Raw genomic sequence first — 26,049 nt, forward strand, 5'->3', positions numbered from 1 at the left:
TACACCCAAGGCCGCCTGACCATGCAGCCCGGTGACCACACCCCAAATTACACCTCATTGACGGACGTGACCATCTGCCGATGCCAGCAGCTCTTCGTCTGCGGCATCATGGCCTTGTCCGACATCGCGATATCCGCGCAGAGTATCCATGGAACGGTCCCAATCAGTGTCCTAGGCGGCCACTGTCTCGCAAGGAGGTAAAACTAGGGTTAATTAACCACATCAGTGCGTTAGCCAGAACCGGCCCCCGCGCTGGCGATCCGGACGACCGCGCGTTTGCATGCCGCAAGCTGCTCAAGGCGTCTTGCATCCGGCCCGCGAGGCTGATAACGGCACCGCTCGCATCGGCCAATCAAGGCCCCGCGCGCCGCTTTAGCTCAGTTGGTAGAGCACATCATTCGTAATGATGGGGTCACGTGTTCGAGTCACGTAAGCGGCACCATTTCGGTCCAAAACCGCGAGTCCCTAGCACCGCCGCCTCTACGCCAGAGGCGGCGGTGAGGGTCCGCAGCAATTCAGTGCGCGTGCCGCGGATTCGCACATCGGTTTTGCTGAACACCTCGACCCGCTGCGCCACCGCCCGAACATAGTTTCGCGCATAGGAGCCATCGTCGTGGCGGAGCTTGCGCTTGGCGACCGACGCGAAGGCGTGAAGACTCTCGACCGTGATCTCCGGGCTGATCCGCTCGATGTGCGCGACAGCCCGGTCGGCATCGCCTCGGGCCTGGTCGCGGATGGTGGTCAGTTCCGTGATCCGCGCCTTGAGCGACGGATCGCCCATATCGACCAGACCATTCTCGATAGCCTCATAGAGGCGGGCGAGTTTGGTATCGGCCTCCGTCGCGCGACGTTCCATCTCGGCGACATGCTGGCGACGCTCCGTCACCCAATCTTCCCGGCGGGCGATAAGCTGGTCCATCAGCACTTCAAGCCGCGCGGGATCGAGCAGCCGCTTCTCCAGATGCTCGAGCACCGCTTCATTCAACTGATCCATCGGCAGGGAGACACCGGGGCATCCCGTTTTCCCTTTCGTGGCCTTGGTCGCGCAGGTGTAATAGCGATACTCTCGGCCGCTCCCGCTGGTGCCGCTGCGCAGCGTCATCGCGCCACCACAGCACGCACAGAAACAGATGCCCGTCAGCAGCGTCGTGCCGCCAACGGCGCGCGGCGGCATCATCTTGGGGCTGCGCGCTTTCAGGGAGCGCTGCACGGCCTCGAACTCCGCCACCGTGACGATCGGCGGCACCTCCATGATGGCGTGTTCGGCCTCGGGCTTCCGCCGCCCTTTCTTGACGTCATAGGTGTTGAAGCGGTGCTGGCCGATATAGGTGGTGCGCGTCAGCACCTGATGCACCATGCCCTTGCCCCAGCGCCCGCCATAACGGGTGCGGATATTGTTCTCGTTGAGCCAGCACGCGATCGCCATGACCCCGATCGGGCCGCGTCCATCGGCACCCTCCAGCGCCAGGCGAAAAATCCGCCGCACCGTCTCCGCGTGGATCGGGTCGACCTCCAGCTTCTTCTTGATCTTCGCGCCGCGCTTCTCGGCCTCGACAACGCGATAGCCGATCGGCGGGCGGGCACCATTCCAGAAACCCTGCCTCGCATTCTCGTTCATCGCGCGCAGCGTGTGCTTGGCGGTTTCCTTCGACTGATATTCGTCGAACAGCGTCATGATCCGCCGCATCATCTCGCTCGCCGGATCATCTCCGAGAACCTGCGTGATCGAGACTAGCTGCACGCCGTTCTTCGCCAGCTTGCGGACGTAGAACTCGAACTGGAACTGGTCGCGGAAGAAGCGCGAGAAGCTATGGACGACGACCACGTCGAACGCAGGTGGCTTCTCGGAAGCCGCGTCGATCATATCCTGGAAAGCGGGCCGCCGATCGTCGGTGCCCGAGACGCCCGGTTCGACGAACTCAGCTGCGACCTCCCAGCCTTTCGAGAGGCAATAGCCTTCGAGTTGCCGACGCTGGTCGGGAATCGACAGATCATGCTCGGCCTGACGGGGCGTCGAAACGCGCAGATAGAGCGCGGCCCGCTGCGCCGTTTGCGGGGCGAGGGCTTGCGAGGTTGCGAAAGCGTTCGTCATGGTTCGACCAATCTTTGAATGACGTGCATCGGCAGCACGAGGCGTCGGGAATCGAGCAGCCGGACGAAGCCGTTGCCTTCATAGAAGGCGGCTGCCCGATCGTTGATGGCGTCCACGACGAGCATTGACGAACCCGCCGTCGCCGCCGTCAGCCACGCGCGGCGGAGGGCATCGGCGATCAGAACCGCGCCAAGACGTTCGCCCTGCCGCCCTTCGGATACCGCAAGCTGGCCGATGAGTGTCGCGGCGACGAGCGGATAGCGCGGGACATGTTTCCGCGCCGCTGCCGGAATATCGCCTTGCGCGATGCTCGCCTGGCTAAGCGTATAGTAGCCGAGAATGGCACCGGGATTGGAGCGCTCGACGAGAATGAACACGCCGGCCGAGCGGCGGCGCATGTCCTGTCCGGCCTGACTTCTTAGATATCGATCGAGACTGTCGACGCCGCAGGAAAATCCGTCCCGGTCATGGTGTGGCCCCAACTGCTCGACCTGCAAGTCTGCCTGCGCCGCCATGATCAGGGCGCAACCCGGCGCCTGTGCTCGTCGAAGGCGCGGATCAGCCGCTCGCTCGGCTCGGGCGGATTGATGAGCGCATCGAAGAACGTCGCGCGGTCGCGATCCGACAGCACGAGCGTTTCATGCTCGGCGATTGTCCGACGCGCGGTGTCCGCCAGCGCGGTCACGCAATAATCGCTGACCTTGCGGCGCGTGAGATGAGCGGCCCGCTCGATCAAATCCTTAGTTTCTTCGTCAATACGGAAACCGAGCCGCTCGATGCGATTGGCTCTGGGTGTTTCCTTCACGGCTTGCTTGCGCGGCATGAGACTGACTCCTGATCGATCCATTCGCGATGCAATGTGCGTCATATTGACGAACAATTCAACCCCCTTACCGTGGCCATTCACGGCAGCATCCCGAACAGCGCGTCCAGTTCCTCGCGCAAGCCGCCTTCGATAACGCGCAACTCGGCATCGCCGATGGGAACCTGCTCGGGCCAGTCGTCGGTGACGATGATCGGCGCGATGGCGGCGGTGCCGCGCTTTGATGCGCGCGTCGGTGGCGGCTGCATGTAGTAGTCGTGCAGGTCTTCCAGCCCTTGCGACCAGCCTCGGGGAGCGCGACGGCGACGTTTTCGAGAGAGTCCCATGCGCTCAAGCTGCCGCGTGCCTCGCGGGAATCCAGCAAAATCGCCATTTCACAAACGTCTGCCGGACCATGGCGGCGGCGGCGGGATTCGGCGCACGGCGGCGCGGGGCGGAAACAGCGAAGCGTAGCGTAGCAGAGATAAGTGCGGACGGCCGGATCGCGGATGCGAGGTATCGCCCAGTCTGCTATCCTTCCGCGCATGGACTCGCGGACGGACATCGACACCGACCGAATCGACGAGGCGGTGCTTGCTCTGTTGTGGCTCAATCTCGACGCCACCGGCACGGCCTGGAAGGGTTTAGACTGGAACGCGATGAATCGGCTGCACGAACGCGGGCTGATTTCCGATCCGGTGCGCAAGGCGAAGTCCGTCTGGCTGACGGACGAAGGCATGGCCGAGGCCGAGCGCCTGTTCCTCGAACTATTCTCCCGCCGCTAAATCTCGTCACGGTGACATTGAGGCCGTAGCCGACCATTGCTGCTGATCCGTCGCCCTATGCGCTGAAACGCCGGGCGCATCATTGTCCTCTGTCCTGCCTGCCTGGCCGACCCTCACGGCCTTCCTCATGGCTGGATCTGATCGGGTCCACCTGGCGGCGCAACGGCGCCGGACCACTTTTTTCCGCCGCCTTCGGCTTTGCATCGCGAAGCAAAAAAGTGGCCCTTCGGCCGTCCACGGGCCGCAAGCCCGGAACTCCGGGCAGCGGTGCGCCGCCAAATGTCCCCGATCCACCGATCGCCACGAGGCCGCGATGGGCGCGGCCCGGACAAGCGAACGGAGACACATCATGAGCACCATCGGCACTTTCACCAGGGGCAAGGACGGCATCATCGAAGGCAAGGTCGTCACCCTCACGCTCAACACCCGCGCGGTGTTCACCCCGATCGAGAAGGATGCCGACCGAGCGCCCGACTACCGGCTGACCTTCGCCAACGCGGATCACATCGACGTCGAGATCGGCGCCGCCTGGATCAAGACCAGCCGCAATGAGCGCGACTACCTCTCGGTCAAGATCGACGATCCGTGCTTCCCGGCGCCGCTCTACGCGAGCCTGGTCGAGAGCAACGAACGCCCCGGCGAATACATCCTGCTCTGGTCCCGCTGACCGGCACCGCGCCCCGCCAGCAATGGCGGGGCGCTTCTTTCTGTCGCCAGGCCGGGCACCAGGGGCGATACAATCAGCCGCGCTGTCTTGTGCCAGTCATGAGTTGCCGCTACCGCTGCGAACAATTCTCAAAAAGAGAGCGAGGGGCAAAACCGAAAGCACCGACGATGACCCGCCATTTCTTGCCGCCATCGCATGATGCGGGCATCGTGCCCGCGATGCTGATCGCAGCGGCGCGTTGCTGGCGGGAAGCGCGGGACAATCGGCAGTCGGTCCAACCCGGTCTGTTCTCGCTGTTGTCCCGCGATGGTCACGATATGCTGGCGCCCGTGTTCGACAGCTTCCTGACTCTGGCCGAAGCGGTATCCGGCAGGCGGATCGCCATCGGTAAGGGCGCGCATCTCTCCGAAGACGAGCATCGTCTGATCGGTCTGTTCGAGGGCACCGGCTTTTCATCGGGTAAAAGCGGACTGGCCAGTTCGCTCGATTGCGCGGTGAAGTCGCTGCGCATCCTGTCGGCGCGGACTATCAGCACGCCAGTCGCACGCCTCGCAGCCTGAAAGCCCTTTCCTGAACATTGAGTGTGCCGGCATGGCCGGCGTGTCGTCCTGCGCGCCGCCAGGGCGGCGCGATCGTTGCTAAGGACTCCGTCCCCGCGCCGGTCAAGGGAAGTGAAACCGTCCGGGGCGGTATCCCCGCCTTCCGCGCTTCGCTTGTGCAGGCGGGTGATTCCCCTCCGCCCTGGCCGCCCTTGCCCCGTTGCTACCCTGGTCTCGCCGACGGGCAGAAGTTCAGGCGCGGCGTTCCGCTTCGCTGAACTTCAGACCCAGAGGATTTGAGACATGACCAGCAATGCACAGGCTCCCCGCAATGTGATCTTCAACGGCGATTGCATCGACGTGATGCGCAGCTTTGATGCCGGCACGGTGGATTTCATTCTGACAGACCCGCCCTATGTGACCCGCTACCGGGACCGCCAGGGCCGCAAGGTGGCGAATGACGATAATGGGCGGTGGCTCCGTCCGGCCTTCCACGAGATGCACCGCGTTTTGAAGGACGGCGACTTTTGCGTCAGCTTCTATGGCTGGAACAAGATCGACCTTTTCATGGACGCATGGAAGGCGGCGGGCTTTCGGGTTGTCGGGCATCTTGTTTTCCGCAAGCGTTATGCGTCATCGGCCCGTTTCCTCCGCTATGAGCACGAACAGGCCTATTTGCTGGCCAAGGGCAATCCCGTCCGTCCGGCGCGGCCCATCCCCGATGTTCTGGACTTCCCTTATACCGGCAACCGTCTGCACCCCACGCAGAAGCCGATTGCGGCGCTGGCGCCCTTGATCGAGGCTTTCACCCAGCCGGGCGACCTTGTGCTGGACCCGTTCAGCGGCAGCGGCTCGACACTGGCGGCGGCGCAGCAGCTGGGCCGTGACTGGACCGGCATCGAACTGGACAACGGCCATTACCACACCGCGCGCAGGCGGCTTGCCTCGCAGCATCATCGGGCGGCCGCATAGGTCGCCCCCTTTCCCGACACATGCGCGCCCGTCCCAAGCGGCGGGCGCCACCCACATAAGGAATCACATCATGCGGTGGATCATCACGACCGACCATCACGGCGGTTGCCTTTGGGCTGGCGAAGATCGTGACGGTATCCCTTGTCGTGGAACGTCCGAACAGGCGGACGCGCTCCCGATGGAGTTTCGGCTTTACCGTGCGGACGGCGAGATTCTCTTTGAGGGCCGCTGTGGTGATATTGAAGCCGACTGGTGGCATGGTTTTGAGCCGCTGATTTACACCTGGACCACATTTCGCTGCCGGCGAATGAGCTGGCGCCGTGCCGGCAGTCAGGAGGAATGGCGCAAGTTCAGGCCATAGCCCGTTTCCGCCCATGACATAGCGCCGCCGCCGATCCTGTCCAGTTCGGCGGCGGCCGCGCGTCCCGCAGGTTCGCGCGGCCGAATTGCGCGCGCTCGCCGGGCATGGCCCGGCTCGTGCTTAACGTCTGTGAAGCTACTCGGTCGCGGGCGGCTCGATTTCAGCAACAAGATCGGCAGGGGTGACGTTCAGGGCCGAAGCCAGATGGAACAAGGTCACAACAGATGGATTGCGGCGTCCTCTTTCCAGATCACTGATATACTGTTGGGTAAAGCCGGACATTTCGGCCAGGCGCTCCTGGGTCAAGCCTTTGTCCTTTCTGAGCCTGACGAAGTTCAATCCTACGAGGCGGCGCATGTCCATGGCCGCAAAGCTGGACGATACAACTCATCCGGTTTATCCCATATAAGGTGTATCGACGGGAACCCGCAGTCCCGGCTGGCAGAAGATGCATCTGATGATGCGTGACACGCGCGTATCCGGCGCCGTAATTCGCGGTAAACAGTTAACGGGCAACATGATGGGGGGCGCCATGAGTAGCAGCCAATTCGCGGATCGCGCGCCTGATGCGCCGCAGCTTACTGCCCATGACGAGAACCACCTTGCCGACTATATCCGGCTGCTAGACGCCGACGATGAAGGTGTCCCCTGGTCCGAGGCGGCAGCGCAAATCTTTGGTATCGTCCCCGCCGCCGAACCGGATCGGGCGAAGGCGATGCACGCCAGCCATCTCGCCCGCGCGCGCTGGATGACCGAAGTCGGCTATGCATATCTGCTCGGCCCGCGCGCCACCAGATAACGTTAATGCGCTGAGCAAAATCGACTTATTTCACCGTGCGGCTCCGGCATGCATCGGCGCGTCCTTCGCGCTGTCGGCAAAAACTCCGGCCTCGCATCCTCAAGGTTCCAGAAGTCGCGCCGGACGCGACCGGGAGGATGCCCATGACAAAACCGCCGTCACAGGCCCGACGCTCCGGGCCGAGACCAGACACGCCCGGCCGGTCGGAGTTCGCCGCCGCGTTCCTGCAACGCAATCGCCAGTATCGCGCCGAACACGCGAGCCTCGGGCAGAATCCCACGACGGGCGCGCGATCCGCGCTAGCCCGTAAATGGGGGTTATCCTTTCGCCTACAGGGCGGATGACCTGTCGGACACGGTCGTCTGGCGGCCCGAACTGACCGCCGTCACCGTGATCCTCGATGCCGCGCCGGAAGGATATGACGGCGCAAAGGCGGTCGATCCGCTGACGCTCGGCGCGCTGCTCGCCGACCGGGCCGGGATCGATGGCCGCCATGTCGTCGTCGCGGATGCGGCCGGCGAACATCGGCTGTGGCTGCGTGATCCGACGCCCGGCCGGCCGCTCGCCGCGATCGTCCCGCTCGACAAGGATTTCGTCACCCGCATCGCCAGCCTGCTGCGCTTCCACCGGCTCATTGCGGGCAGGCGGACTGGCCCGTTGCCGCGCGGCTGGCCGCTCACCGCAATCCGGGCATTCCGGCTCGAACTGATGCTGCGCGCGCTGGATCTGCGGCTCGCCGGGGCGACCTATCGCGAAATCGCGATCGCGCTCGGCAGGGAGGAAGCCGCGCACCTCTCGGCGTCCGACTTCAAGAACTCGGATTCCCGGTCCTTCGCCTACCGTCTGGTCCGCGATGCCACCGCCATGATGAAAGGCGGCTACCGCAAACTGTTGCGCATCCGCTGACCGCCTGCATCGGCCCGCCGACCCGCCAGCGGGGGTGGTCACATCGGCGAGGTTGCGAATCTTCGTTCCCCACCCCGCCGTCAGCACTTCGCCATGATCGCCTCCTGCCACCCCGCGCCGCAGGAGACGCCCCTTGTCCAGAACACCCGTCAACCTTCCCCCGCGCTTCCTGCGGACCCCCGAGGCGGCGCGCTTCCTCGGCCTCTCCGGCCGCACCCTTGAGAAGCATCGCTATTTCGGGAGCGGCCCGGCCTATCGGCGCATCGGCGGGCGGGTGGTCTATTGCGTGGACGACCTGCGCGCCTGGGCCGACCTCGGCACCAAATATTCCACGTCCGATCCCGGTCAGGACGATCTCATGCCGCGGCGGGACGCGGCCATCGCGCAGAGCCGCCGATGAAGCCCCGCCGTGCCTCCCTTTCTGGCGAGCGCGCGCAGCTTACGCTGTTCCCGTCGCTCGGTGGCGATCTTGCGCCCCGCGACGCCCAGGACCTTATGGCGTGGCCGTTTTTCAGTCTCGCCAAGCGCAGGCGCACCGCGCCGATCGACTTTCGCATGGGCGCCACATGGATTTCGGTCGAGGCCGTGCCCGAACATGGCATGGCGACCATCTGGGATGCCGACGTGCTGATATGGGCGGCGAGCCAGATCGTCGCCGCGCGCGATGCCGGCAAGCCCACATCCCGGCTGATGGCGGCGACGCCCCATGAAATCCTCACCTTCACCGGGCGCGGCACCGGCAAGGATCACTACGACCGGCTGAAAGCGGCGCTGGATCGGCTGCAATCGACCACGGTCGCCACCTCGATCCGCCAGCAGCACCAGCGCCGCCGTCATCGCTTCTCGTGGATCAACGAATGGCAGGAACGGCTCGACGGCAACGGACGGCCGCTCGGTATCGAACTGATCCTGCCCGACTGGTTCTATGCCGGGGTGGTCGATCGGACGTTCGTGCTCACGATCGACCGCGCCTATTTCGACCTGACGGGCGGGCTGGAACGCTGGCTCTACCGCATCGTGCGCAAGCATGGCGGGCACCAGGAATCGGGCTGGTCGTTCGATGTCGCCCATCTCCATCTCAAATCCGGCGTGCTCTCACCGCTCAAGCAATTCGCGTTCGAGCTGCGCGCCATCGTCCGGCGCCAGCCCCTGCCGGGATATGCACTGACCATCGACCGCGCCCTAGGCCGCGAGCGGCTGACTTTCGTGCCGATCCCCGTCGATCCGCTCGATGCCGCCATCCGCCGACTGGGTGCTACGCTTGTGGATAACAGGCCATGAGACTCGGCCTATTGAAAACCGCCGGACTCGGCCGATTAAAAACCGCTGACTCGGCCTATAAAAAACCGCACCGCCTCGTAACCCATTGGTTCAAAAGGCGGAATCGGCCTCCCTATAACTATGCTAACAATAAAGAATACTTCGTATTCTTTCTAACGCGGCGGCGCGTTGTGGATAATTCGCCAAGTCCGAGCAAATATCCAGCAGAAAACCCGCCATATCTACTACGCTACACTACTACGCCATTTCGTGACGTTTATCAATACCGCGCGGGTGTCGACGCGACTGTTGCCGGCGGGCGGTCATGATCGCCGTCCAGCACTTCGGCAGCATCTCGGGCGGCAAGGACAGCCAGGCCGTCCTGTGCCTGATGGTCGAGCGGATCGAGCGCAAGGGGATGGCGGCGTTCGGCAATCGCGCCCCGCGATTCCTCTGTGCCGACAACGGGCATGAGAACCCGATCACCTTGGAGCACATCGCCTATCTGTCGGATTGGCTGCGGCAGCGCGTCGGCCTCCATATCGAGATTGTATCAGCCAACGATGTGCCGGGCCTCACCGATGCGGCGGCCTTCGCCCGCAAGCGCGGGATGCTGCGCGAGGAATGGTCGAAGGAGAAGCGCCGCACGCGCCACAAGGGCGCGTGCAACCAGCGCCGGGATGCCTGGCGGGCGGGCTTGCTCACCAGGGTGGAGTGGATGGCCGGGTGCGATTGTCCCGTCCTGGTCTCGCCCCCGGTCCCCGATCATCTGATCGAGCGGGCGCTGGGGCTGCTGCATCCGACCGGCATCCCGTTCCTCGACATGGCGATGCTGCACGGCCGGTTTCCCGGCACCAAAACGCGTTTCTGCACCGACGAGACCAAGCTGATCCCGATGATGCACCGCAAGCGCCCGCTGCTCGACGCGGGTGTGCCGATCATCGACTGGATCGGCGAGCGCGCCGACGAAAGCCCAGCGCGGGCGAAGAAGCCGCCCATCCAGTCGAAGCGATATCCGGGCGGCGCCCGGCAAGTGCTCTACCGGCCCATCTTCCGCTGGTCGGCCGCCGACGCCTTCGCGATCTCCGAACGGCACGGCTTACGCCATAACCCGCTCTACACCATGGGGATGAGCCGCGTCGGCTGCTCGACCTGCATCATGGTCAGGAAGCGCGAACTGCGCGTCTGGTCCATGCGCTTCCCGGCCGAGGTCGACCGCGTGCGGGAGTGGGAGCGGCTGGTCAGCCTCGTGTCCCGCCGCAGCGCCGTCGCCGGCACGCCGGCATCGCTGCTGCCCGCGCGGACCGTGCCCGGCGATCCCGCCGATCATGGCCGGGCGACAATCGACCGGGCGATCGCGTGGTCCCGCACCAGCCGGGGCGGCCGGAACTACGACCTGTTCATCGCGCAGGAGCAGCGCGAGGCCGACGAGCACGGTCTGCGCTGCGACAGCGAATATGGGCTGTGCGAATGATGCGCGCGCTCGACCTGTTCAGCGCGGCGGCGGGCGGATGGTCGCTCGGCCTGCACCGCGCCGGCTTCCTCACCGTGGCCGCCTCCGAAATCGTCGCGTGGCGCCGCATCCTCTACGCGGAGAACAATCCCCATGTCCGGCTCTACGAAGACGTCCGCGGACTCACGGCAGCTCGCCTTGTTTCCGACCTCGGATTCCTCCCCGACATCATCGTCGGCTCGCCGCCGTGCCAGGATATCTCCAGCGCCAACACCAAAGGCAGGGGAATCGAAGGCGAACGGTCGGGCCTCTACCTCGAAGCCGTCCGGCTGGTCGGAGAATGCCGCCCTCGCTGGTTCGCTTTTGAGAACAGCGCTAATCTCAGAACTCGCGGCGCTGACCGGCTGCTCGATGAACTGGAAACGCTCGGCTACGCCTGCGAACCGTGCGTGGTGGCTGCTGAAAATGTCGGCGCCAACCATGTCCGCAAACGCTCCTGGCTTATCGGCTTCGACCCCGGCCAGCTTGCCGACTCCGGTATCCAACTCAGGGATGAGGCTGGAGGGCGGTTCGGGCGCGCGGCGGAAGATGGAAGCATCGGGTCTCTACGACTTCTTCCGCGATCCGAAACTGCCGACGCCGATGGCAACGGATGGGATGAAGGACGGCGCGGGCGGCGGAGCGGGATCGACATATCCGTTGCGCATGATCCTGGCGACGCCGCGCAAGTCGGATGCGGATCGCGGTGGCCGGGGCGATGTGCTGAGCCAGTTGCAGGGCCATGCGAGCCGCCACGCCGGGATGATGGGAACGCCGACCGCGAATCCGGCCCCGCGCGGCAGTGTCCTGCGCAAGCACAAGGGCCGGATGACTTCGGATCAGGACGATTTCGACCGGACGCCGACGATCGGCGAGGCGCTGCATTTCGACAGGATGGAACAGCCGCCCGGCATGATGCCGACGCCGGTCAAGCCGAACGGCGGGCGCCGGTTGAGCGTGCGGGAGATCGAGACGGGCCGCCGGGCAAACGGCGCGAAGGCGCAGATCGATACGCCGAACCTGCTGCGCCACGCGGAAACCCTGCCGACCCCGACGAAGCGGGACAGCCGGATGGACGGCTGGAGTCCGGCTTACGACAGGAGGAAATCCCCGACGATGGACGCGGTGATGGACGGGGCAATGACGGATCGCGCGCCGGACAAATGGGCGGGCGCCCGCGCGCTGGCAGCGATGCTGCGGAGCCATGGGCTGACTGGAACGGCGGCCTTGCCCGTCACCTACGGCTGGATGATGGGATATCCGCCTGGGTGGCTGGCACGCGCATTGCGCTCGGCTCTCGCAAAGGGACGGCTGCGGCCAGCCTGATCGTTGAGGCGTTCGGCGACGCCGTTCTCCCGCAAATCCCTGAAGCCATCGGCCGCGCGATCCTGCGCACAGAAGCCGCGCTCGACCTCGCGCTCGGGCGCACATCCATCCCCATGCCCGGAGACGAACGATGAGCGATCCCGCGCGCCCGGAGCGCATAGACTTCAGCGGATTTGAGGCCGCGCTGCGCCGGCAGGCGGCGGAGCGAGCGCAGGCCGCCCGCACGCCGGCCGTTCCAACGGCGCTGGCGTCCGGCTCTCGGCTGACCGAGGTGGAACTCACCTGGATAGAGAAGAAACTGGAGCACTGGATACGCTTTGGCCGTATTGTGCAGGATCGCATCCTCACGCGGCGAACCCGCGTCGTCAGTTTCCGGCCCGGTGCGATCTTCGCCTTCGTCCGCTGGTCCGCCAACGATTACGGCACGATCAGTTCGCGGATCGACATCATGCGCGCGGTGGCCACAGGCGAACCATACACCACGTTGCCCTTCGTGCGGCCAGGCGGCGACATCCTCCTGCATATCGAGGGCTGGCCGAAGGTTAGCCAAGTGCTCGCCGCGATCGACGCGGTGGAGACGGCGGGCGTCGATCCCTGCGACGCCGCGCCCGATCATTGGCGCCACGTCCACAACCGCATCGCCGTGGGTCATCCGTCACGTCCCTACACGATGGAGCGGCACAAGGCATGGCTGCGTCGCAAGGAGATCGAAGGATGACGCGCCGCCGTTACGCCATGGCGACGGCCATCGCCGCGTCCACATTCGCCGCGGCGTTCGTCATCACCGCGATCACCGATCCGCTTCCCCGCGTCATCTGGAACGCCAGCGCCAGTGCGCCCATAGGTCTCTATCGCATCCATCCCGACCGCGATCCATCTGCCGGGGCACTGGTCGCGGTCGCGCCGCCCGAATACCTTGCCCGCTGGCTTTCGGCGCACGGTTATCTGCCCGAGGGCGTGCCGCTCCTGAAACATGTCGCGGCGAAAACGGGGCAGCGCGTGTGCCGCATCGGCGCCGTGGTGCGTGTCGATGGCCAGCCCGTCGCCATCGCCCGCCTGGCCGATAGCCGCGGCCGTCCGCTACCCGTCTGGCAGGGCTGCCGGACGCTCGGACCCGGCGAGATATTCCTGCTCAATCCCACCGTCCCCGACAGTCTGGACGGCCGCTATTTCGGCCCGCTCCCGACATCGACCGTCATCGGAACGGCGACGCCGCTGCACCTGCGCGCGCCGTCCCCGCCAGCTTCACCCCCCAGCGAAAAGGAGATCGGCCATGCCGACGAATATCTTTGAACCCACCGCCAACGGCTATGCTGGCCGCGCGCGCTATTTCGGAATCGACGAGGCAATCGCGCTGGTCGCACTCGATCCGACCGATGCCGAAAACGCGCCCGACTACCGTGTCCACCTCGACGACGAGGACGGTCCCGAGGTCGGCGGCGCGTGGAAACGGGTCGGCGAACGCGCGGGCGATTACATCGCCCTGGAGATCGACAGCCCGATTTTCCCCTCTCCGTTCCGTCCGGTGCTGTTCCGCGCCGACGACAAGGGCCGAACATTCCGGCTGTCGTGGACGCGCCTGCGGTCGCGCGATGATCGCGCCGATCAGCCGCGGCGCTGACGCTCTCTCTTCCCCAGCAAACGAAAGGTAGACCCATGAACCAGATCACCATCGGCACGTTTCGCCGCGACAACGGCTCCTGGAAAGGCCGCATCCAGACGCTCGGCCTCGACGCGCCGCTCTATCTCGCCGAAGTCGATCCCCGCGAGAACGAGGGCAAATGCCCCGACATGCGGGTGCATCTCGGTGACAGCGCCGAGGGATTCCCGATCGGCGAGGCGCGGCATCGCCCCGGTGGACCGGGCGGATTCCACATCGCGGTGCGCATCGACGGTCCGCTCTTTCCGCGACCGATCGACGCCATGCTGCTCACCGCTGGACATGGCGACGTTCATTATCTGGTCTGGAACCGCCCGTCCGAACCGGACAAGGAAAGCTGAACGGATGCGCCCATCTCTCCGTCATCCGTTCAACCTGGCGTTGATCGCGGTGCTCGCCGTCACGCTAATTCCCGCCAACGCACTGGCGCAGGATGCGTCCGCCGAACGCACGGCAGTCAGCCATCCCTATGCTGTCCATGTTGCAGATGCCGCGCGGCGCTTCGGTATCCCCGAGGCATGGATATGGGCGGTCATGCGGGTGGAGAGCAACGGCGACTCTCGCGCCGTTTCCTCCGCTGGCGCGATGGGCCTGATGCAGATCATGCCTGGCACCTGGGCGAACCTGCGCTTCCGTCACGGGCTAGGTCGCGATCCATACAATGTCCGCGATAATATCATGGCGGGCGCGGCCTATCTGCGCGCGATGCACGACCGCTACGGCAACCCGGCCGCCATGCTGGCCGCCTATAATGCCGGGCCTGGCCGCTACGACGAATATCTGTCGCGTGGCCGCCCGCTTCCGCGAGAGACGCGCGCCTATCTCACAAAGCTGGCGCCGATCACCGGCAGTAGTGGCGACATCCAGCTCGCCGCCGCACCGCCATCCGATCCCCATGCATGGCGCCGGGCCGCATTGTTCGCCGCGCGGGCCGAAGACAATCCGCCTGCACCGGACGCCGCCCCGGATGGACACCAGGACGACCGTCCCGTTTCAGCCGACCCGCCCGCGAACAGCCTGTTCGTCGCGCTGTCGGGACGGAGGCAGCCGTGAAGATCGCCTATGCCGATCCGCCCTATATCGGCTGCGCGCATCTCTATCGCGATCATCCCGACTATGCGGGCGAGGTCGATCACGCTGCACTGATCGAGCGACTCCAGCGCGACTATGACGGCTGGATATTGCACGCCGCCGCGACGCCGGAATCGGTCGCCCTCCTCGCACCGCTGGTCCGTGAAACCGGCGCACGGTGGATGGCCTGGGTGAAAGGTTTTGCCGCGTTCAAACGCAACGTGCCGGTCGCTTATGCGTGGGAACCCGTCATCGTGAAGCCCGCGCGCAAGCCGGTGGTCAGCAAACGACTGGTCCTGCGCGACTGGATCGAATGCCCGATCACGCTGCGCCGCGGTCTTACCGGGGCCAAGCCCGAAGCGGTCTGCCATTGGAGCTTCGAGACGGTCGCCGCGCGTCCCGACGACACGCTCGACGACCTGTTTCCCGGCACCGGAGCCGTCGCCGAAGCGTGGCGCACCTGGCGTCTCAAGTTCGCGCTACCGGACGATCCCGTTGCAGCACCGCCGCGGCCGAAATGCACGGCGGCTGCAAGTCGGGAGGGGGCCGCCACGCCATGACCGCCCGCATTTTCAGATTGCGAGGAATGAAGGATCAAGTGCCTGGAAGGGCAGGAAAAAGCCGAAGGAAGGGACGGCAAGATAGAAAGCGCGCCCCAAATTCGCTGAAAGCCTATGTCTTTCAACGATTTGGCGCGGGTACGTCGGTCGGCGAGCGTGCCGCTCGGAAGAAAAAAGCCAGCAAAATCAAAGCGCCGAATGGCACTATGGGCCATTTTCGGCGGAAAGCGGCCCGGCCGTGAGCGAGGACGAGGATTTCCGCGTCCGGCCGGGCAAGGTCAGGAACAGGGGAGCCGGCCAGGGCCGCAAGGCGCAAGGACTTGTCGTCCAGGTGCTCCGCGTCGCCGCGCGCAGCGGCGGAGGCCGGCGAACGGCCGGCTGGGGCGGATCGCGCCAGCGCGGGCAATCGAACTTCGGCCGTGGCCGCACGTCCTTCGCACGCAGCCGCCTGTTCGGATCGGGCCGGCGCGTGCTGGTCAAGATTGTCCCTGTCACCCGTTTCCACCGGAATGGACGGCCGAGGGCGCCGCTGTCCGCGCACATCGCCTATCTCAAGCGCGAGGGCGTCACCCGCGACGGATCGCCCGCGCGGATGTTCGACGCCAATGGCGATGGCGCCGACGATCGCGCCTTCGCCGATCGGTGCAAGGACGACCGGCATCATTTCAGGATCATCGTCTCGCCCGAGGATGCGGCGGACCTGTCGGACCTTCGCGAATATACCCGCGATCTCGTTCGCCAGATGGAAGCCGATCTCGGCACCAGGCTCGAATGGGTCGCGGTCGATCACTGGAACACCGACAACCCGCATGTCCATCTGCTGGTGCGCGGCGTCGATGACCATGGCGCCGACCTTGTCATCAACCGGGACTATATCAGCCACAATCTGCGCTCGCGCGCCGAAGAACTGGCCTGGGCCGAGCTGGGTCCGAAACCGGAGCATGAAATCCAGCGCGCGCTCGAACGCGAGGTAACGGCCGAACGCTGGACCAGGCTCGACGCCGAGATCGATCGCACGGCGGACGCACTCGGCGTCATCGACTTGCGCCCCCAGCAGCCCGGACTCGACGATCCCCAGGTCCGCCGCCTGATGATCGGCCGCTTGCAGCATCTGGAAACTATGGGGCTCGCAGCCGAGGCCGCGCCCGGTCAGTGGGCACTGGCGTCGGATGCGCAAGCCAGGTTGCGCGAGCTGGGCACGCGCGGCGACATCATCCGCACGATCGGCAAGGCGCTGAACGGTCGCGGCCTGCAGCGCCCGCTCGACACTTACGAGATCGTCAGCGCAGCGCCGCAAAAGCCCATCGTCGGCCGGTTGATCGACAAGGGGTTGCACGACGAGCTGCATGGCTCGGCCTATGCCGTGATCGACGGCATCGACGGGCGCACCCACCATGTCCGGCTTCCGGGCATCGAGGCGCTGGATCGCAGCCCGGATATCGGCGGCATCGTTGAGCTGCGCGCCGTCGGCCGGCCGGGCGATCCGAAGCCGTCCCTGTTCCTGGCGACGCGATCCGATCTCGACCTCGCGGCTCAGGTGAAGGCGAGAGGCGCGACCTGGCTCGATCATCGTCTGATCGAGCGCGGCCGTGGAGTGACGGCCGCCGGCTTCGGATCGGAGGTGCAGCGGGCGCTCGACCAGCGCACCGACCATCTCGTGCGCGAAGGACTGGCCCGCCGCTTCGGCAACCGCGTGGTCCTGCAAGGCAACCTGATCGAGACGCTTCGCCGCCGCGAACTGGACGCGACAGGTGCCGAGATCGCGGGCCGGACGGGGCTCGCCTACCGGCCTACCAATCCCGGCGACAAGGTCGCCGGCACATGCCGCCAGCGCCTCGCGCTCGCCTCCGGTCGCTTCGCGATGATCGACGACGGGTTGGGCTTCCGGCTCGTCCCCTGGTCGAACGACCTTGAACGCCAGCTCGGGCGCCAGATCGCGGGCATCGCCCGCAACGGCGGCGGCATCGGATGGTCATTGGGCCGCAAGCGCGGCCTCGCCCCCTGAAAGAAGGAGACTCTCATGCCCGCTACCAAAATCCTCTGGGGCCAGATCATCGCCGTCTTCCTGATCGTGGTCGCCGCGATCTGGAGCGCCACACAATGGACCGCGGCGGCGCTGGCGTATCAGCCCGAGCTTGGCGAACCCTGGTTCACGGCGCTCGGCTGGCCGGTCTATCCGCCCTACGCCTTCTTCTGGTGGTGGTTCAGCTACGACGCCTATGCGCCCGCCATCTTCCAGACCGGCGCCTGGATCGCCGCGTCGGGCGGCTTCGTGGCGGTCGCTGTCGCCATCGCCATGTCGGTCTGGCGCGCACGCGAGGCGAAGAACGCGGAAACCTATGGCTCGGCGCGCTGGGCGACCGAGGACGAGGTGCGTGCGGCCGGGCTGCTCGGCGACGACGGTGTGGTGCTCGGCAAGCTGGGCCGCGCCTATCTGCGCCACGACGGCCCCGAGCATGTGCTGTGCTATGCGCCGACCCGCAGCGGCAAGGGCGTCGGCCTCGTGATCCCCTCGCTTCTGACCTGGCCGGCATCGGCGATCGTTCATGACATCAAGGGCGAGAACTGGACGCTGACCGCGGGCTTCCGCGCGCAGCATGGCCGCGTGCTGCTGTTCGACCCGACCAACGCGGCGTCGGACGCCTACAACCCGCTGCTGGAGGTGCGGCGCGGCCAGTGGGAAGTCCGCGACGTGCAGAACGTGGCCGACGTGCTGGTCGATCCCGAAGGCAGCCTGGAGAAGCGCAACCACTGGGAGAAAACCAGCCACGCGTTGCTGGTCGGCGCGATCCTGCATGTTCTCTACGCCGAGCCCGACAAGACCCTGGCGGGTGTCGCCGCCTTCCTGTCCGACCCGGCGCGGACGATCGAGCAGACGCTGGCCGCGATGATGGCGACGCCCCATCTCGGCGAAGCCGGCGTGCATCCGGTGGTGGCCTCGGCCGCGCGCGAACTGCTCAACAAGAGCGACAACGAACGCTCGGGCGTGCTCTCGACCGCCATGTCGTTTCTCGGGCTTTACCGCGATCCCGTCGTCGCCCGGGTCACGCGCGCCTGCCACTGGCGCGTCATGGATCTCGTATCGGGCGAGCAGCCGGCGACGCTCTACCTCGTCATTCCCCCCAGCGACATCTCGCGGACCAAGCCGCTCATCCGCCTGATGCTCAACCAGATCGGGCGGCGGCTGACGGAGGAACTGCCGAGCGGCGCCAGGCGTCATCGCCTGCTGCTGATGCTCGACGAGTTTCCCGCGCTCGGGCGCCTGGACTTTTTCGAGAGCGCGCTGGCGTTCATGGCCGGCTATGGCCTGAAATCCTTCCTCATCGCGCAGTCGCTCAATCAGATCGAGAAAGCCTACGGGCAGGACAATGCGATCCTCGATAACTGCCATGTTCGGGTGAGCTTCGCGACCAACAACGAGAAGACGGGCGAGCGCGTGTCGAAGGCGCTCGGCACCAAGACTGAGATGCGCGCGATGAAGAACTACGCCGGGCACAGGCTCTCGCCCTGGCTCGGGCATCTGATGGTCTCGCGCTCCGAAACCGCCCGCCAGCTTCTGACCCAGGGCGAGGTCATGCAGCTGCCGCCCGACGAGGAAATCGTCATGGTGTCGGGCGTCCAGCCCATCCGCGCGAAGAAGGCTGCTTACTACGCCGATCCCCGTCTCGCCGCGCGGATCATGCCGCCGCCCGATCCGGCCGCATCGCCACCTCGGGAAATCCGTCCCGACGACTGGACGGGGCTCGCCGCTTCGGCCGATCCCGCCGAGATCGCGGCAATCATCCGGCGCCAGGAGGATGCCGCCAACAGCGGGCTGCGCCGCGAGCCCGAGCTTCCCGATCATGTCGCCATCGTGAAGGAGACGACGCCCGCACCGCCCGCGCAGGAGTTTTCCATCGTCGAGGACGAACCCGAGGATGCTGCGCGCCAGGCGGCGGCACGGCGGCGGATGCAGGGCGTCGCGCGGCAGGCGTCGCTCGATCCCGACGACGGCATCGAAATGTAGGAGATTCCCATGCGCGTGCGTCTCAACGTCTATTTTCCGCCCGAGCTGGCCCGTCAGGTCAGCGAGCTGGCGATCCGCCGCCGCATCTCGCGCTCGGCGATCGTGGAAGCCGCCGTCACCTCCTGGATGTCGCCGGACGGCGCCGACCGGATGGAGGCGGCCTTCGCCCGAAGGCTCGACCGGCTTTCGCGGCAGGTCCAGCGGCTCGAACGCAACACCGGCCTCACCACCGAGGCACTGGCGCTTTTCGTCCGCTTCTGGCTGGCGGTGACGCCGCCGCTGCCCGACGAGGATCAGGCGGCCGCCCAGGTCAAGGGCCGCAAGCGCTATGAGGGTTTTGTCGAGACGCTGGGCCGCCGCTACGCCAGCGGCAAGAGCCTGCTCGACGAAATACCGGAGGATATTGCAGGTCGTGACGGCGGCTCCACCGACACATGACAGTGCAGCGAACCAGCCGGGGCCGGCCATGCGCGAATCGGCCAGGTATCTTCACGAAATAGCGCGGGCGGAGAGCGGTGCTGAAAGCGTCAGACCGCAACGCGCACTTATCTGCCGCCGTCACTACTACGCCCTGACATAGTTGTTGCCTCGCGCGATTTCCTGTCTCTCTTGATGTGCCCCTGACGCCGGGCGGCGGTTCGCCCGGCCTAATTCAGGGGCCGTTTCTTGTCCGTCCAGCCGATCCGATCCGAAGCGAACACGCGCGGCGCGCGGATGCTGCGCACGGCGCTGGGGCCGTCGATCGCGGCCTGGCTCGACGATGCCGCCGTGATCGAGGTGATGCTGAACCCGGACGGACGGCTGTGGGTCGACCGGCTCGGCGAGGGCATCAGCGACACCGGCATGACGCTGGCCGCCGCTGACGGCGAGCGCATCGTCCGCCTGGTCGCGCATCATGTCGGCGTCGAGGTTCATGCCCGGTCCCCGCGCGTCTCCGCCGAGCTGCCCGAAGGGGGCGAGCGGTTCGAGGGGCTGCTGCCGCCCGTCGTCGCGGCCCCGGCCTTCGCCATCCGCAAGCCCGCCGTCGCGGTGTTCACGCTCGACGACTATGCGGCCGCCGGGATCATGTCGGCGGCCGAGGCGGCGGCATGCCGCGATGGCGTCGCCGCTCGCGCCAACATCCTCGTGGCGGGCGGCACCGGCAGTGGCAAGACCACGCTGGTCAATGCGCTGCTGGTGGAAGTCGCCAAGACCACCGACCGTATCGTCCTGATTGAGGACACGCGGGAGCTGCAATGCGCCGCGCCGAACCTCGTCGCCATGCGCACGAAGGATGGCGTCGTCTCGCTGTCCGATCTCGTCCGGTCCTCGCTGCGCCTGCGCCCTGATCGCATCCCGATCGGCGAGGTGCGCGGCGCCGAGGCGCTCGATCTCCTCAAAGCCTGGGGCACCGGCCATCCGGGCGGCATCGGCACGATCCACGCCGGAACCGCGCTCGGCGCGCTGCGCCGTATGGAGCAGCTCATTCAGGAGGCCGTCGTCACGGTCCCGCGCGCGCTGCTGGCCGAGACCATCGACCTGATCGCCGTGCTCGTCCGCGACGGGCACGGCCGCCGCCTCGCCGAGCTGGCCCGCGTCGAAGGGCTCGACGCCGCGACCGGCGACTACCGCCTCACGCCGCTCACCACCCCCCAGACCGGAGACCTGCCATGACCAACGACGCCACGCCTCTCAGGACCATGAAGGGCCGCCTGCTCGGCGGCACCGTGCTCGACCGCCTCGGCCATATCGGCATCACCGCGGCCGGGCTGCTCTACGCGATGCCCGCCCATGCGGGCGGATCGTCGATGCCGTGGGAGGCGCCGCTCCAGTCTATCCTCGAAAGCATCGAGGGGCCGGTCGCCAAGATCATCGCGGTGATGATTATCATCGTGACCGGGCTGACCCTGGCCTTCGGCGATACGTCGGGCGGGGCACGGCGGATGATCCAGATCGTGTTCGGTCTGTCGATCGCGTTCGCCGCGTCGAGCTTCTTCCTCTCGTTCTTTTCCTTCGGTGGCGGAGCGATGGTCGCATGACCGGCGCGGCCGATCATGGCGAGCCCATCGCGGGCTACTTCGCGCCGGTCCACCGGGCGCTGACCGAGCCGATATTGCTCGGAGGCGCCCCGCGCTCGCTCGCCATCGTCAACGGGACGCTGGCAGGCGCGATCGGGCTGGGCCTGCGCCTCTGGATCGCCGGCCTCGCGATATGGGCGATCGGCCATGCGCTCTCGGTATGGGCCGCGCGGCGCGATCCCCAGTTCGTCGACGTGGCCCGCCGCCACCTCCGCTACCCGACATGGATGCAGCCATGATGAGCTTGCGCGAATACAGGAACGGCGCCGCGCATCTCGCCGACTTCCTGCCCTGGGCCGCGCTGGTCGGGACAAGCGTCGTTCTCAACAAGGACGGCAGCTTTCAGCGCACCGCCCGTTTTCGGGGACCGGACCTTGATTCCGCCACGCCAGCCGAGCTGGTCGCCACCACGGCGCGGCTCAACAATGCGCTGCGCCGTCTCGGCTCGGGCTGGGCAATCTTCGTCGAAGCGCAGCGCACGCCCGCGCTCGACTATCCGGAATCGGACTTTCCCGATCCGGTCTCGGCGCTGGTCGATATGGAGCGGCGCGAACAGTTTCGCGAAGAAGGCGCGCATTTCGAGAGCGACTATTATCTGACGCTCCTCTGGATGCCACCGGCCGAGGACGCCGCCCGCGCCGAAACCTGGCTCTATGAAGGCCGTTCCGGCACGGGCGTCGATCCGTGGGAATTGCTCCAGAGCTTTACCGATCGCAGCGACCGGGTGCTCAATCTGGTCGAGGGCTTCGTGCCCGAGGTTTGCTGGCTCGATGACGGCGAGACGCTGACTTACCTGCACAGCACGATCTCGACCCGGCGCCAGCGCGTGCGCGTGCCGGAAACGCCGATGCATCTCGACGCGCTGCTCGCCGACGAGCCGCTGACCGGCGGGCTGGAGCCGAAACTCGGCGACCATCATCTGCGCACGCTGACGATCACGGGATTCCCGAGCGTCACCTTCCCCGGCCTGCTCGACGAACTGAACCGGCTCGCCTTCGAGTATCGCTGGTCGACCCGCGCGATCATGCTCGACAAGACCGACGCGACGAAGCTGCTGACCCGCATCCGCCGCCAATGGTTCGCCAAGCGCAAAAGCGTTGCTGCGATCCTCAAGGAAGTGATGACCAACGAGGCATCGACGCTGCTCGACAGCGATGCCTCGAACAAGGCGGCCGACGCCGACACTGCCTTGCAGGAGCTGGGCGCCGACTACGCCGGCATGGCCTATGTCACCGCCAGCGTGACGGTGTGGGACCGCGATCCCGCCATTGCGGCTGAAAAGCTGCGGCTGGTCGAAAAGGTCATCCAGGGTCGCGACTTCACCGTGATCCCCGAGGGCATGAACGCGATCGAGGCGTGGCTTGGGAGCCTCCCCGGCCACACCTATGCCAACGTCCGCCAGCCTCCGATTTCCACCATCAATCTCGCCCACCTGATCCCCCTGTCAGCAGTATGGGCGGGGCCGGAACGGGACGAGCATTTCGGTGCGCCCCCCTTGCTTTATGGCAAGACCGAAGGCTCGACCCCGTTCCGGTTTTCCCTTCATGTCGGCGATGTCGGGCACACCCTCATCGTCGGGCCGACCGGCTCCGGCAAGTCGGTGCTGCTTGCACTGATGGCGATGCAATTTCGCCGCTACGAGAACGCGCAGGTCTTCGCCTTCGATTTCGGCGGCAGCATCCGCGCGGCTGCGATCGGTATGGGCGGCGACTGGCAGGATCTCGGCGGGATGCTCGCCGACGAGGCCGGGGACGGCGTGCAGCTCCAACCGCTCGCCCATATTGACGACCCAGCCGAACGCGCCTGGGCCGCCGAATGGCTGGCGGCGATCCTCGCATCCGAGAATGTGACCGTCGACCCGCAGGCCAAGGAGCATATCTGGTCGGCGCTGACCTCGCTCGCCACCGCGCCGATCGCGGAACGGACCCTGACGGGCCTTGCCGTCCTGCTCCAGAGCCAGCAGCTCAAGCAGGCGCTCGCGCCCTGGTGCGTGGGCGGAGCATGGGGCCGGCTGCTCGATGCCGAGACCGAGCGGCTTGGCGAGGCCACCGTTCAGGTGTTCGAGACCGAAGGCTTGATGGAAAGCGGCGCGGCCCCGGCCGTCCTGTCCTACCTGTTTCACCGCATCGCGGGGCGGCTCGACGGCAGCCCGACGCTCATCGTCATCGACGAGGGCTGGCTGGCGCTGGGATCGCCCGCGTTCGCCAAACAGCTTTCGGAATGGCTGGTGACGCTGCGTAAGAAGAACGCCAGCGTCATCTTCGCCACCCAGTCGCTCGCGCAGATCGAGGGCAGCACGATCGCGCCCGCCATCGTCGAGAGCTGTCCGACCCGGATATTCCTGCCGAACGAACGCGCGGTCGAACCGCAGATCGCGGTGATCTACGAGCGGTTCGGGCTCAACGCCCGCCAGATCGAAATCCTGAGCCGGGCGACGCCGAAGCGCGATTATTACTGCCAGTCAAGGCGCGGCAACCGCCTGTTCGAGCTGGGGCTTGGCGAGGTCGCGCTGGCCTTCGCCGCCGCCTCTTCCAAGACCGATCAGCGCCGGATCGCGGAGCTGGTGGAGGCGCATGGCGCGCCTGCCTTCGCGGCCGAATGGCTGCGTCACCGCGGCTGCGCCTGGGCGGTCGAGCTTCTTCCCGAACCTCAACCCGATCCGCTGGCCGGAAACCGGGAAGATACCGGCCAGCTCCCCCTTGCCTTGAAGGACATGATCCCATGAAAGCCACCATCCTGCGCCGCGCCATGCTGGCCGGCGCGATCGCCACGTCCGGCATGATCGGCACCACCGCCGCGACGCCCGCGCACGCCCAGTTCGGCGGGATCGTCTATGACCCGACCAATTACGCCCAAAACGTGCTGACCGCCGCCCGGTCGCTCCAGCAGATCAACAACCAGATTCAGCAAATTCAGCAGCAGGCGACGAGCCTCATCAACGAGGCGCGCAATCTCGCTTCGCTGCCGCTCTCGACGGTCGACGTTCTCCAGCAGCAGGTCCGGCAGACGCAGCAGCTGCTTAGGCAGGCCCAGCGCATCGCCTACGATGTCCGGGACATCCAGAGCGCCTTCACCGACCGTTACAAGGGCACCGCGCTCACCGGCACCAACGCCCAGATGATCGCCAATGCGAACGCGCGCTGGGAGGACAGCGTCGGCGCGTTCCAGGACTCCTTGCAGGTGCAGGCCGGCGTCGTCGGTAATATCGAGGGCGCGCGCACCACGATGAACAGCCTGGTCTCGGCCAGTCAGTCGGCGACCGGCGCGCTCCAGGCCGCGCAGGCGGGCAACCAGCTTCTCGCCCTGCAATCGCAGCAGCTCGCCGACCTCACCGCCGCCGTCGCGGCGCAGGGACGGGCGCAGTCGCTCGACGCCGCGCGGCAGGCCGCGATCGAGGCGGAGGGGCGCGAACGCTTCCGCCGCTTCTTCGGCCGCGACTGACAGGAGAAGCCGCATGTCGCGCAATGCAAAGATCGCCGGTGTCGCCGCGCTCGGCGGCATCATGCTGGCCGTGGCGCTCGCGGGCTCGCGCGAACCGCATGAACCGCAGCTTGAAGCCGTCCTGCCCGTCCTTGAAGAAGGAGAGCAGGAGAAGCGGCTGGCGCGCGAACTGGAACGCTGCGCCACGCTCACCATGCCGGATTCCGGCTGCGAGGCGGCATGGGCGGAAAAGCGCCGCCGCTTCTTCGGCAAGGATGCCGACGCGCCCGCGCCGGGCGAGCATCCTGCGCTTCCCGCCGCATATGACAGCGACGGCAGCCGGGCTGACGAGGCGATCCGGCCGGAGCTTCCCGGCCCCTTTGTCCCCGCCGATCAGGCCGGGAGCACCGCGCCGTGAGTGACACCGGGATCGTCGATACCTTCCTCGACACCTTCACCAGCTACATCGACAGCGGCTTTGGCCTGCTCGGCGGCGAGGTCGGCTTCCTGTCCTCGACCCTTATCGCGATCGACGTGACCATCGCCGGGCTGTTCTGGGCCTGGGGCGCCGATGAGGACGTGATCCAGCGGCTGGTCAAGAAAACCCTCTATATCGGCGCCTTCGCCTTCATCATCGGCAATTTCCAGACACTGGCGACGATCCTGTTCGACAGCTTCGCGGGGCTGGGGCTCAAGGCGAGTGGCGATGCCCTCAGCCTCGCGGAGTTCATGAAGCCCGGCACGATCGCTGCAAAGGGTCTCGATGCGGCGCAGCCACTGATCGACGCGATGGAGGCCTATAACAGCCTCTGGTCGGTGTTCGCCAATCTCGCGATCATCGCCGTGCTGCTGCTCGCCTATCTGATCGTCGTCCTCGCCTTCTTCATTATCGCCATCCAGATATTCATCACCCTGATCGAGTTCAAGCTGGTGACGCTGGCCGGATTCGTCCTGCTGCCCTTCGCCTTCTGGAACCGCACCGCGTTCATGGCCGAAAAAGTGCTCGGCCATATCGTCTCCAGCGGGATCAAGGTGCTGGTGCTCGCGGTCATCACCGGGATCGGCACGACCCTGTTCAGCACGTTCACGGCGACGGTCGGTCCCGAACCCGACGCGCGGCAGGTTCTGGCGATCGCGCTCGGCGCGCTGTCGCTGCTCGGCCTGTCGATCTTCGGCCCCGGCATCGCCAACGGGATCGTCTCGGGCGGGCCGCAGCTCGGCGCGGGCGCGGCGGCCGGCACCGTGCTGGCGGCGGGCGGCGCGCTGGTCGGTGG

At 66.3% G+C, this 26,049-nt stretch carries 34 protein-coding genes, 1 tRNA gene and 1 pseudogene; 31 read left to right on the forward strand and 5 right to left on the reverse strand.

Going from position 1 to position 26,049, the window contains the following annotated elements; all coding sequences use genetic code 11:
- Positions 1 to 366 precede the first annotated feature (366 nt).
- Positions 367 to 442: transfer RNA gene (locus tag K5Q19_RS17800), tRNA-Thr, on the forward strand.
- On the opposite strand, the gene K5Q19_RS17805 is transcribed toward K5Q19_RS17800, so the two are convergent.
- The 4 genes from K5Q19_RS17805 to K5Q19_RS17820 form a co-directional block, all read right to left on the reverse strand.
- Positions 413 to 2,092 carry a recombinase family protein gene (locus K5Q19_RS17805; protein ID WP_292948077.1) on the reverse strand — a complete coding sequence of 560 codons (1,680 nt, stop codon included), beginning with the start codon at positions 2,090 to 2,092 and terminating at the stop codon, positions 413 to 415. The two genes, K5Q19_RS17800 and K5Q19_RS17805, sit on opposite strands and share 30 nt — an antisense overlap.
- Entirely contained in the window at positions 2,089 to 2,607 is a 519-nt protein-coding gene (locus K5Q19_RS17810) for a GNAT family N-acetyltransferase (protein WP_031290835.1), read from the reverse strand. Before K5Q19_RS17810 ends, K5Q19_RS17805 begins: the two co-directional genes overlap by 4 nt.
- A gap of 2 nt (positions 2,608 to 2,609) precedes the next feature.
- Positions 2,610 to 2,915, reverse strand: a complete 306-nt coding sequence (locus K5Q19_RS17815; RefSeq protein ID WP_021244384.1) for a DUF1778 domain-containing protein — start codon at positions 2,913 to 2,915, stop codon at positions 2,610 to 2,612.
- An 80-nt stretch (positions 2,916 to 2,995) separates the two neighbouring features.
- Positions 2,996 to 3,241 (reverse strand): hypothetical protein, encoded by a 246-nt coding sequence (locus tag K5Q19_RS17820; protein WP_206379083.1) that lies wholly within the window; start codon positions 3,239 to 3,241, stop codon positions 2,996 to 2,998.
- A gap of 198 nt (positions 3,242 to 3,439) precedes the next feature.
- Here K5Q19_RS17820 and K5Q19_RS17825 point away from each other — a divergent pair, with 198 nt between their 5' ends.
- The 5 genes from K5Q19_RS17825 (at position 3,440) to K5Q19_RS17845 (ending at position 6,218) form a co-directional block, all read left to right on the forward strand.
- Positions 3,440 to 3,679: a DUF6429 family protein gene (locus K5Q19_RS17825; protein WP_170171495.1), complete on the forward strand. Its 240-nt coding sequence runs from the start codon at positions 3,440 to 3,442 to the stop codon at positions 3,677 to 3,679.
- A gap of 349 nt (positions 3,680 to 4,028) precedes the next feature.
- A complete protein-coding gene (locus K5Q19_RS17830) occupies positions 4,029 to 4,346 on the forward strand; it encodes a DUF736 domain-containing protein (RefSeq protein WP_170171496.1) in 318 nt (105 codons plus the stop codon).
- A 167-nt stretch (positions 4,347 to 4,513) separates the two neighbouring features.
- Positions 4,514 to 4,906 carry a hypothetical protein gene (locus K5Q19_RS17835; RefSeq protein ID WP_170171497.1) on the forward strand — a complete coding sequence of 131 codons (393 nt, stop codon included), beginning with the start codon at positions 4,514 to 4,516 and terminating at the stop codon, positions 4,904 to 4,906.
- Positions 4,907 to 5,188: 282 nt separating this feature from the next.
- Positions 5,189 to 5,857 carry a DNA methyltransferase gene (locus tag K5Q19_RS17840; protein WP_170171498.1) on the forward strand — a complete coding sequence of 223 codons (669 nt, stop codon included), beginning with the start codon at positions 5,189 to 5,191 and terminating at the stop codon, positions 5,855 to 5,857.
- Between the two features lie 70 nt (positions 5,858 to 5,927).
- Positions 5,928 to 6,218: a hypothetical protein gene (locus tag K5Q19_RS17845; RefSeq protein WP_170171499.1), complete on the forward strand. Its 291-nt coding sequence runs from the start codon at positions 5,928 to 5,930 to the stop codon at positions 6,216 to 6,218.
- A 135-nt stretch (positions 6,219 to 6,353) separates the two neighbouring features.
- Here the strand turns inward: K5Q19_RS17845 and K5Q19_RS17850 are convergent, their stop codons facing one another.
- A complete protein-coding gene (locus K5Q19_RS17850) occupies positions 6,354 to 6,581 on the reverse strand; it encodes a helix-turn-helix transcriptional regulator (RefSeq protein ID WP_170171500.1) in 228 nt (75 codons plus the stop codon).
- Positions 6,582 to 6,750: 169 nt separating this feature from the next.
- Between K5Q19_RS17850 and K5Q19_RS17855 the strand changes: the two genes are divergently transcribed.
- The 25 genes and pseudogenes from K5Q19_RS17855 to trbL all read left to right on the forward strand — a co-directional run.
- Positions 6,751 to 7,017: a hypothetical protein gene (locus tag K5Q19_RS17855; protein ID WP_170171512.1), complete on the forward strand. Its 267-nt coding sequence runs from the start codon at positions 6,751 to 6,753 to the stop codon at positions 7,015 to 7,017.
- A 143-nt stretch (positions 7,018 to 7,160) separates the two neighbouring features.
- Positions 7,161 to 7,361, forward strand: a complete 201-nt coding sequence (locus tag K5Q19_RS17860; RefSeq protein ID WP_240954655.1) for a DUF6499 domain-containing protein — start codon at positions 7,161 to 7,163, stop codon at positions 7,359 to 7,361.
- Positions 7,362 to 7,407: 46 nt separating this feature from the next.
- Complete coding sequence (locus tag K5Q19_RS17865; protein ID WP_278434326.1) at positions 7,408 to 7,923, forward strand: DUF2285 domain-containing protein; 516 nt, start codon at positions 7,408 to 7,410, stop codon at positions 7,921 to 7,923.
- Positions 7,924 to 8,056: 133 nt separating this feature from the next.
- A complete protein-coding gene (locus K5Q19_RS17870; protein WP_062064420.1) occupies positions 8,057 to 8,323 on the forward strand; it encodes a helix-turn-helix domain-containing protein in 267 nt (88 codons plus the stop codon).
- Complete coding sequence (locus tag K5Q19_RS17875) at positions 8,320 to 9,204, forward strand: replication initiator protein A (protein WP_292948101.1); 885 nt, start codon at positions 8,320 to 8,322, stop codon at positions 9,202 to 9,204. The genes K5Q19_RS17870 and K5Q19_RS17875 overlap by 4 nt, the downstream gene beginning before the upstream one ends.
- 304 nt (positions 9,205 to 9,508) lie before the next feature.
- On the forward strand, positions 9,509 to 10,657 hold the full coding sequence (locus K5Q19_RS17880) for a phosphoadenosine phosphosulfate reductase family protein (RefSeq protein WP_170171502.1): 1,149 nt from the start codon (positions 9,509 to 9,511) through the stop codon (positions 10,655 to 10,657).
- Positions 10,657 to 11,148, forward strand: a pseudogene (locus K5Q19_RS21970) (DNA cytosine methyltransferase); the annotation flags it as partial. The gene K5Q19_RS17880 and the pseudogene K5Q19_RS21970, both read left to right, overlap by 1 nt.
- Before the next feature lie 40 nt (positions 11,149 to 11,188).
- Positions 11,189 to 12,001, forward strand: a complete 813-nt coding sequence (locus tag K5Q19_RS17885; protein ID WP_240954656.1) for a hypothetical protein — start codon at positions 11,189 to 11,191, stop codon at positions 11,999 to 12,001.
- Positions 12,002 to 12,131: 130 nt separating this feature from the next.
- Positions 12,132 to 12,719, forward strand: a complete 588-nt coding sequence (locus K5Q19_RS17890) for a DUF2840 domain-containing protein (protein WP_170171504.1) — start codon at positions 12,132 to 12,134, stop codon at positions 12,717 to 12,719.
- The gene (locus K5Q19_RS17895) at positions 12,716 to 13,294 is read left to right on the forward strand and encodes a S26 family signal peptidase (RefSeq protein WP_170171505.1); all 579 of its coding nucleotides are present in this window, start codon (positions 12,716 to 12,718) and stop codon (positions 13,292 to 13,294) included. The genes K5Q19_RS17890 and K5Q19_RS17895 overlap by 4 nt, the downstream gene beginning before the upstream one ends.
- Positions 13,275 to 13,622 carry a DUF736 domain-containing protein gene (locus tag K5Q19_RS17900; RefSeq protein ID WP_170171506.1) on the forward strand — a complete coding sequence of 116 codons (348 nt, stop codon included), beginning with the start codon at positions 13,275 to 13,277 and terminating at the stop codon, positions 13,620 to 13,622. Before K5Q19_RS17895 ends, K5Q19_RS17900 begins: the two co-directional genes overlap by 20 nt.
- Positions 13,623 to 13,657: 35 nt before the next feature.
- Positions 13,658 to 14,002, forward strand: coding sequence for a DUF736 domain-containing protein (locus K5Q19_RS17905; protein WP_170171507.1), 345 nt, complete (start codon positions 13,658 to 13,660; stop codon positions 14,000 to 14,002).
- Positions 14,003 to 14,006: 4 nt separating this feature from the next.
- Positions 14,007 to 14,714 carry a lytic transglycosylase domain-containing protein gene (locus tag K5Q19_RS17910; protein WP_170171508.1) on the forward strand — a complete coding sequence of 236 codons (708 nt, stop codon included), beginning with the start codon at positions 14,007 to 14,009 and terminating at the stop codon, positions 14,712 to 14,714.
- Entirely contained in the window at positions 14,711 to 15,292 is a 582-nt protein-coding gene (locus K5Q19_RS17915; protein ID WP_170171509.1) for a hypothetical protein, read from the forward strand. Before K5Q19_RS17910 ends, K5Q19_RS17915 begins: the two co-directional genes overlap by 4 nt.
- Entirely contained in the window at positions 15,289 to 15,534 is a 246-nt protein-coding gene (locus tag K5Q19_RS17920) for a hypothetical protein (protein WP_170171510.1), read from the forward strand. The genes K5Q19_RS17915 and K5Q19_RS17920 overlap by 4 nt, the downstream gene beginning before the upstream one ends.
- Entirely contained in the window at positions 15,531 to 17,297 is a 1,767-nt protein-coding gene (locus tag K5Q19_RS17925) for a DUF3363 domain-containing protein (RefSeq protein WP_060977340.1), read from the forward strand. Before K5Q19_RS17920 ends, K5Q19_RS17925 begins: the two co-directional genes overlap by 4 nt.
- Positions 17,298 to 17,312: 15 nt before the next feature.
- Positions 17,313 to 19,298: a conjugal transfer protein TraG gene (locus K5Q19_RS17930; protein WP_060977341.1), complete on the forward strand. Its 1,986-nt coding sequence runs from the start codon at positions 17,313 to 17,315 to the stop codon at positions 19,296 to 19,298.
- 9 nt (positions 19,299 to 19,307) lie between these two features.
- On the forward strand, positions 19,308 to 19,736 hold the full coding sequence (locus K5Q19_RS17935; RefSeq protein ID WP_060977342.1) for a CopG family transcriptional regulator: 429 nt from the start codon (positions 19,308 to 19,310) through the stop codon (positions 19,734 to 19,736).
- A 228-nt stretch (positions 19,737 to 19,964) separates the two neighbouring features.
- Positions 19,965 to 20,951: a P-type conjugative transfer ATPase TrbB gene (gene trbB, locus K5Q19_RS17940; protein WP_060977343.1), complete on the forward strand. Its 987-nt coding sequence runs from the start codon at positions 19,965 to 19,967 to the stop codon at positions 20,949 to 20,951.
- A complete protein-coding gene (locus K5Q19_RS17945; RefSeq protein ID WP_099046471.1) occupies positions 20,948 to 21,316 on the forward strand; it encodes a TrbC/VirB2 family protein in 369 nt (122 codons plus the stop codon). The genes trbB and K5Q19_RS17945 overlap by 4 nt, the downstream gene beginning before the upstream one ends.
- The gene (locus tag K5Q19_RS17950) at positions 21,313 to 21,594 is read left to right on the forward strand and encodes a VirB3 family type IV secretion system protein (protein WP_021244356.1); all 282 of its coding nucleotides are present in this window, start codon (positions 21,313 to 21,315) and stop codon (positions 21,592 to 21,594) included. Before K5Q19_RS17945 ends, K5Q19_RS17950 begins: the two co-directional genes overlap by 4 nt.
- Positions 21,591 to 24,080 (forward strand): conjugal transfer protein TrbE, encoded by a 2,490-nt coding sequence (gene trbE / locus K5Q19_RS17955; RefSeq protein WP_060977345.1) that lies wholly within the window; start codon positions 21,591 to 21,593, stop codon positions 24,078 to 24,080. Before K5Q19_RS17950 ends, trbE begins: the two co-directional genes overlap by 4 nt.
- Positions 24,077 to 24,796, forward strand: coding sequence for a P-type conjugative transfer protein TrbJ (gene trbJ / locus K5Q19_RS17960; RefSeq protein WP_060977346.1), 720 nt, complete (start codon positions 24,077 to 24,079; stop codon positions 24,794 to 24,796). The genes trbE and trbJ overlap by 4 nt, the downstream gene beginning before the upstream one ends.
- Before the next feature lie 13 nt (positions 24,797 to 24,809).
- Positions 24,810 to 25,193, forward strand: coding sequence for a putative entry exclusion protein TrbK-alt (gene trbK-alt, locus K5Q19_RS17965; RefSeq protein WP_075151007.1), 384 nt, complete (start codon positions 24,810 to 24,812; stop codon positions 25,191 to 25,193).
- Positions 25,190 to 26,049: P-type conjugative transfer protein TrbL (gene trbL / locus K5Q19_RS17970; RefSeq protein ID WP_170171511.1), on the forward strand; the 860-nt coding region annotated here is incomplete at its 3' end. The genes trbK-alt and trbL, both read left to right, overlap by 4 nt.

Source organism: Novosphingobium sp., assembly GCF_019748365.1.
In the GTDB taxonomy this organism is placed as follows: domain Bacteria; phylum Pseudomonadota; class Alphaproteobacteria; order Sphingomonadales; family Sphingomonadaceae; genus Novosphingobium.

Coding starts and splice junctions, on each gene's coding strand:
- K5Q19_RS17945 (WP_099046471.1), top strand. CDS start 20,948: ATGACCAACGACGCCACGCCTCTCAGGACCATGAAGGGCCGCCTGCTC.
- K5Q19_RS17860 (WP_240954655.1), top strand. CDS start 7,161: ATGACAAAACCGCCGTCACAGGCCCGACGCTCCGGGCCGAGACCAGAC.
- K5Q19_RS17885 (WP_240954656.1), top strand. CDS start 11,189: ATGAGGCTGGAGGGCGGTTCGGGCGCGCGGCGGAAGATGGAAGCATCG.
- K5Q19_RS17850 (WP_170171500.1), bottom strand. CDS start 6,581: ATGGACATGCGCCGCCTCGTAGGATTGAACTTCGTCAGGCTCAGAAAG.
- K5Q19_RS17840 (WP_170171498.1), top strand. CDS start 5,189: ATGACCAGCAATGCACAGGCTCCCCGCAATGTGATCTTCAACGGCGAT.
- K5Q19_RS17900 (WP_170171506.1), top strand. CDS start 13,275: ATGCCGACGAATATCTTTGAACCCACCGCCAACGGCTATGCTGGCCGC.
- K5Q19_RS17935 (WP_060977342.1), top strand. CDS start 19,308: ATGCGCGTGCGTCTCAACGTCTATTTTCCGCCCGAGCTGGCCCGTCAG.
- K5Q19_RS17910 (WP_170171508.1), top strand. CDS start 14,007: ATGCGCCCATCTCTCCGTCATCCGTTCAACCTGGCGTTGATCGCGGTG.
- trbE (WP_060977345.1), top strand. CDS start 21,591: ATGATGAGCTTGCGCGAATACAGGAACGGCGCCGCGCATCTCGCCGAC.
- trbJ (WP_060977346.1), top strand. CDS start 24,077: ATGAAAGCCACCATCCTGCGCCGCGCCATGCTGGCCGGCGCGATCGCC.
- K5Q19_RS17950 (WP_021244356.1), top strand. CDS start 21,313: ATGACCGGCGCGGCCGATCATGGCGAGCCCATCGCGGGCTACTTCGCG.
- K5Q19_RS17920 (WP_170171510.1), top strand. CDS start 15,289: ATGACCGCCCGCATTTTCAGATTGCGAGGAATGAAGGATCAAGTGCCT.
- K5Q19_RS17825 (WP_170171495.1), top strand. CDS start 3,440: ATGGACTCGCGGACGGACATCGACACCGACCGAATCGACGAGGCGGTG.
- K5Q19_RS17855 (WP_170171512.1), top strand. CDS start 6,751: ATGAGTAGCAGCCAATTCGCGGATCGCGCGCCTGATGCGCCGCAGCTT.
- K5Q19_RS17845 (WP_170171499.1), top strand. CDS start 5,928: ATGCGGTGGATCATCACGACCGACCATCACGGCGGTTGCCTTTGGGCT.
- K5Q19_RS17810 (WP_031290835.1), bottom strand. CDS start 2,607: ATGGCGGCGCAGGCAGACTTGCAGGTCGAGCAGTTGGGGCCACACCAT.
- K5Q19_RS17805 (WP_292948077.1), bottom strand. CDS start 2,092: ATGACGAACGCTTTCGCAACCTCGCAAGCCCTCGCCCCGCAAACGGCG.
- K5Q19_RS17905 (WP_170171507.1), top strand. CDS start 13,658: ATGAACCAGATCACCATCGGCACGTTTCGCCGCGACAACGGCTCCTGG.
- K5Q19_RS17815 (WP_021244384.1), bottom strand. CDS start 2,915: ATGCCGCGCAAGCAAGCCGTGAAGGAAACACCCAGAGCCAATCGCATC.
- K5Q19_RS17820 (WP_206379083.1), bottom strand. CDS start 3,241: ATGGGACTCTCTCGAAAACGTCGCCGTCGCGCTCCCCGAGGCTGGTCG.
- K5Q19_RS17930 (WP_060977341.1), top strand. CDS start 17,313: ATGCCCGCTACCAAAATCCTCTGGGGCCAGATCATCGCCGTCTTCCTG.
- K5Q19_RS17875 (WP_292948101.1), top strand. CDS start 8,320: ATGAAGCCCCGCCGTGCCTCCCTTTCTGGCGAGCGCGCGCAGCTTACG.
- K5Q19_RS17895 (WP_170171505.1), top strand. CDS start 12,716: ATGACGCGCCGCCGTTACGCCATGGCGACGGCCATCGCCGCGTCCACA.
- K5Q19_RS17830 (WP_170171496.1), top strand. CDS start 4,029: ATGAGCACCATCGGCACTTTCACCAGGGGCAAGGACGGCATCATCGAA.
- K5Q19_RS17890 (WP_170171504.1), top strand. CDS start 12,132: ATGAGCGATCCCGCGCGCCCGGAGCGCATAGACTTCAGCGGATTTGAG.
- K5Q19_RS17880 (WP_170171502.1), top strand. CDS start 9,509: ATGATCGCCGTCCAGCACTTCGGCAGCATCTCGGGCGGCAAGGACAGC.
- trbK-alt (WP_075151007.1), top strand. CDS start 24,810: ATGTCGCGCAATGCAAAGATCGCCGGTGTCGCCGCGCTCGGCGGCATC.
- K5Q19_RS17835 (WP_170171497.1), top strand. CDS start 4,514: ATGACCCGCCATTTCTTGCCGCCATCGCATGATGCGGGCATCGTGCCC.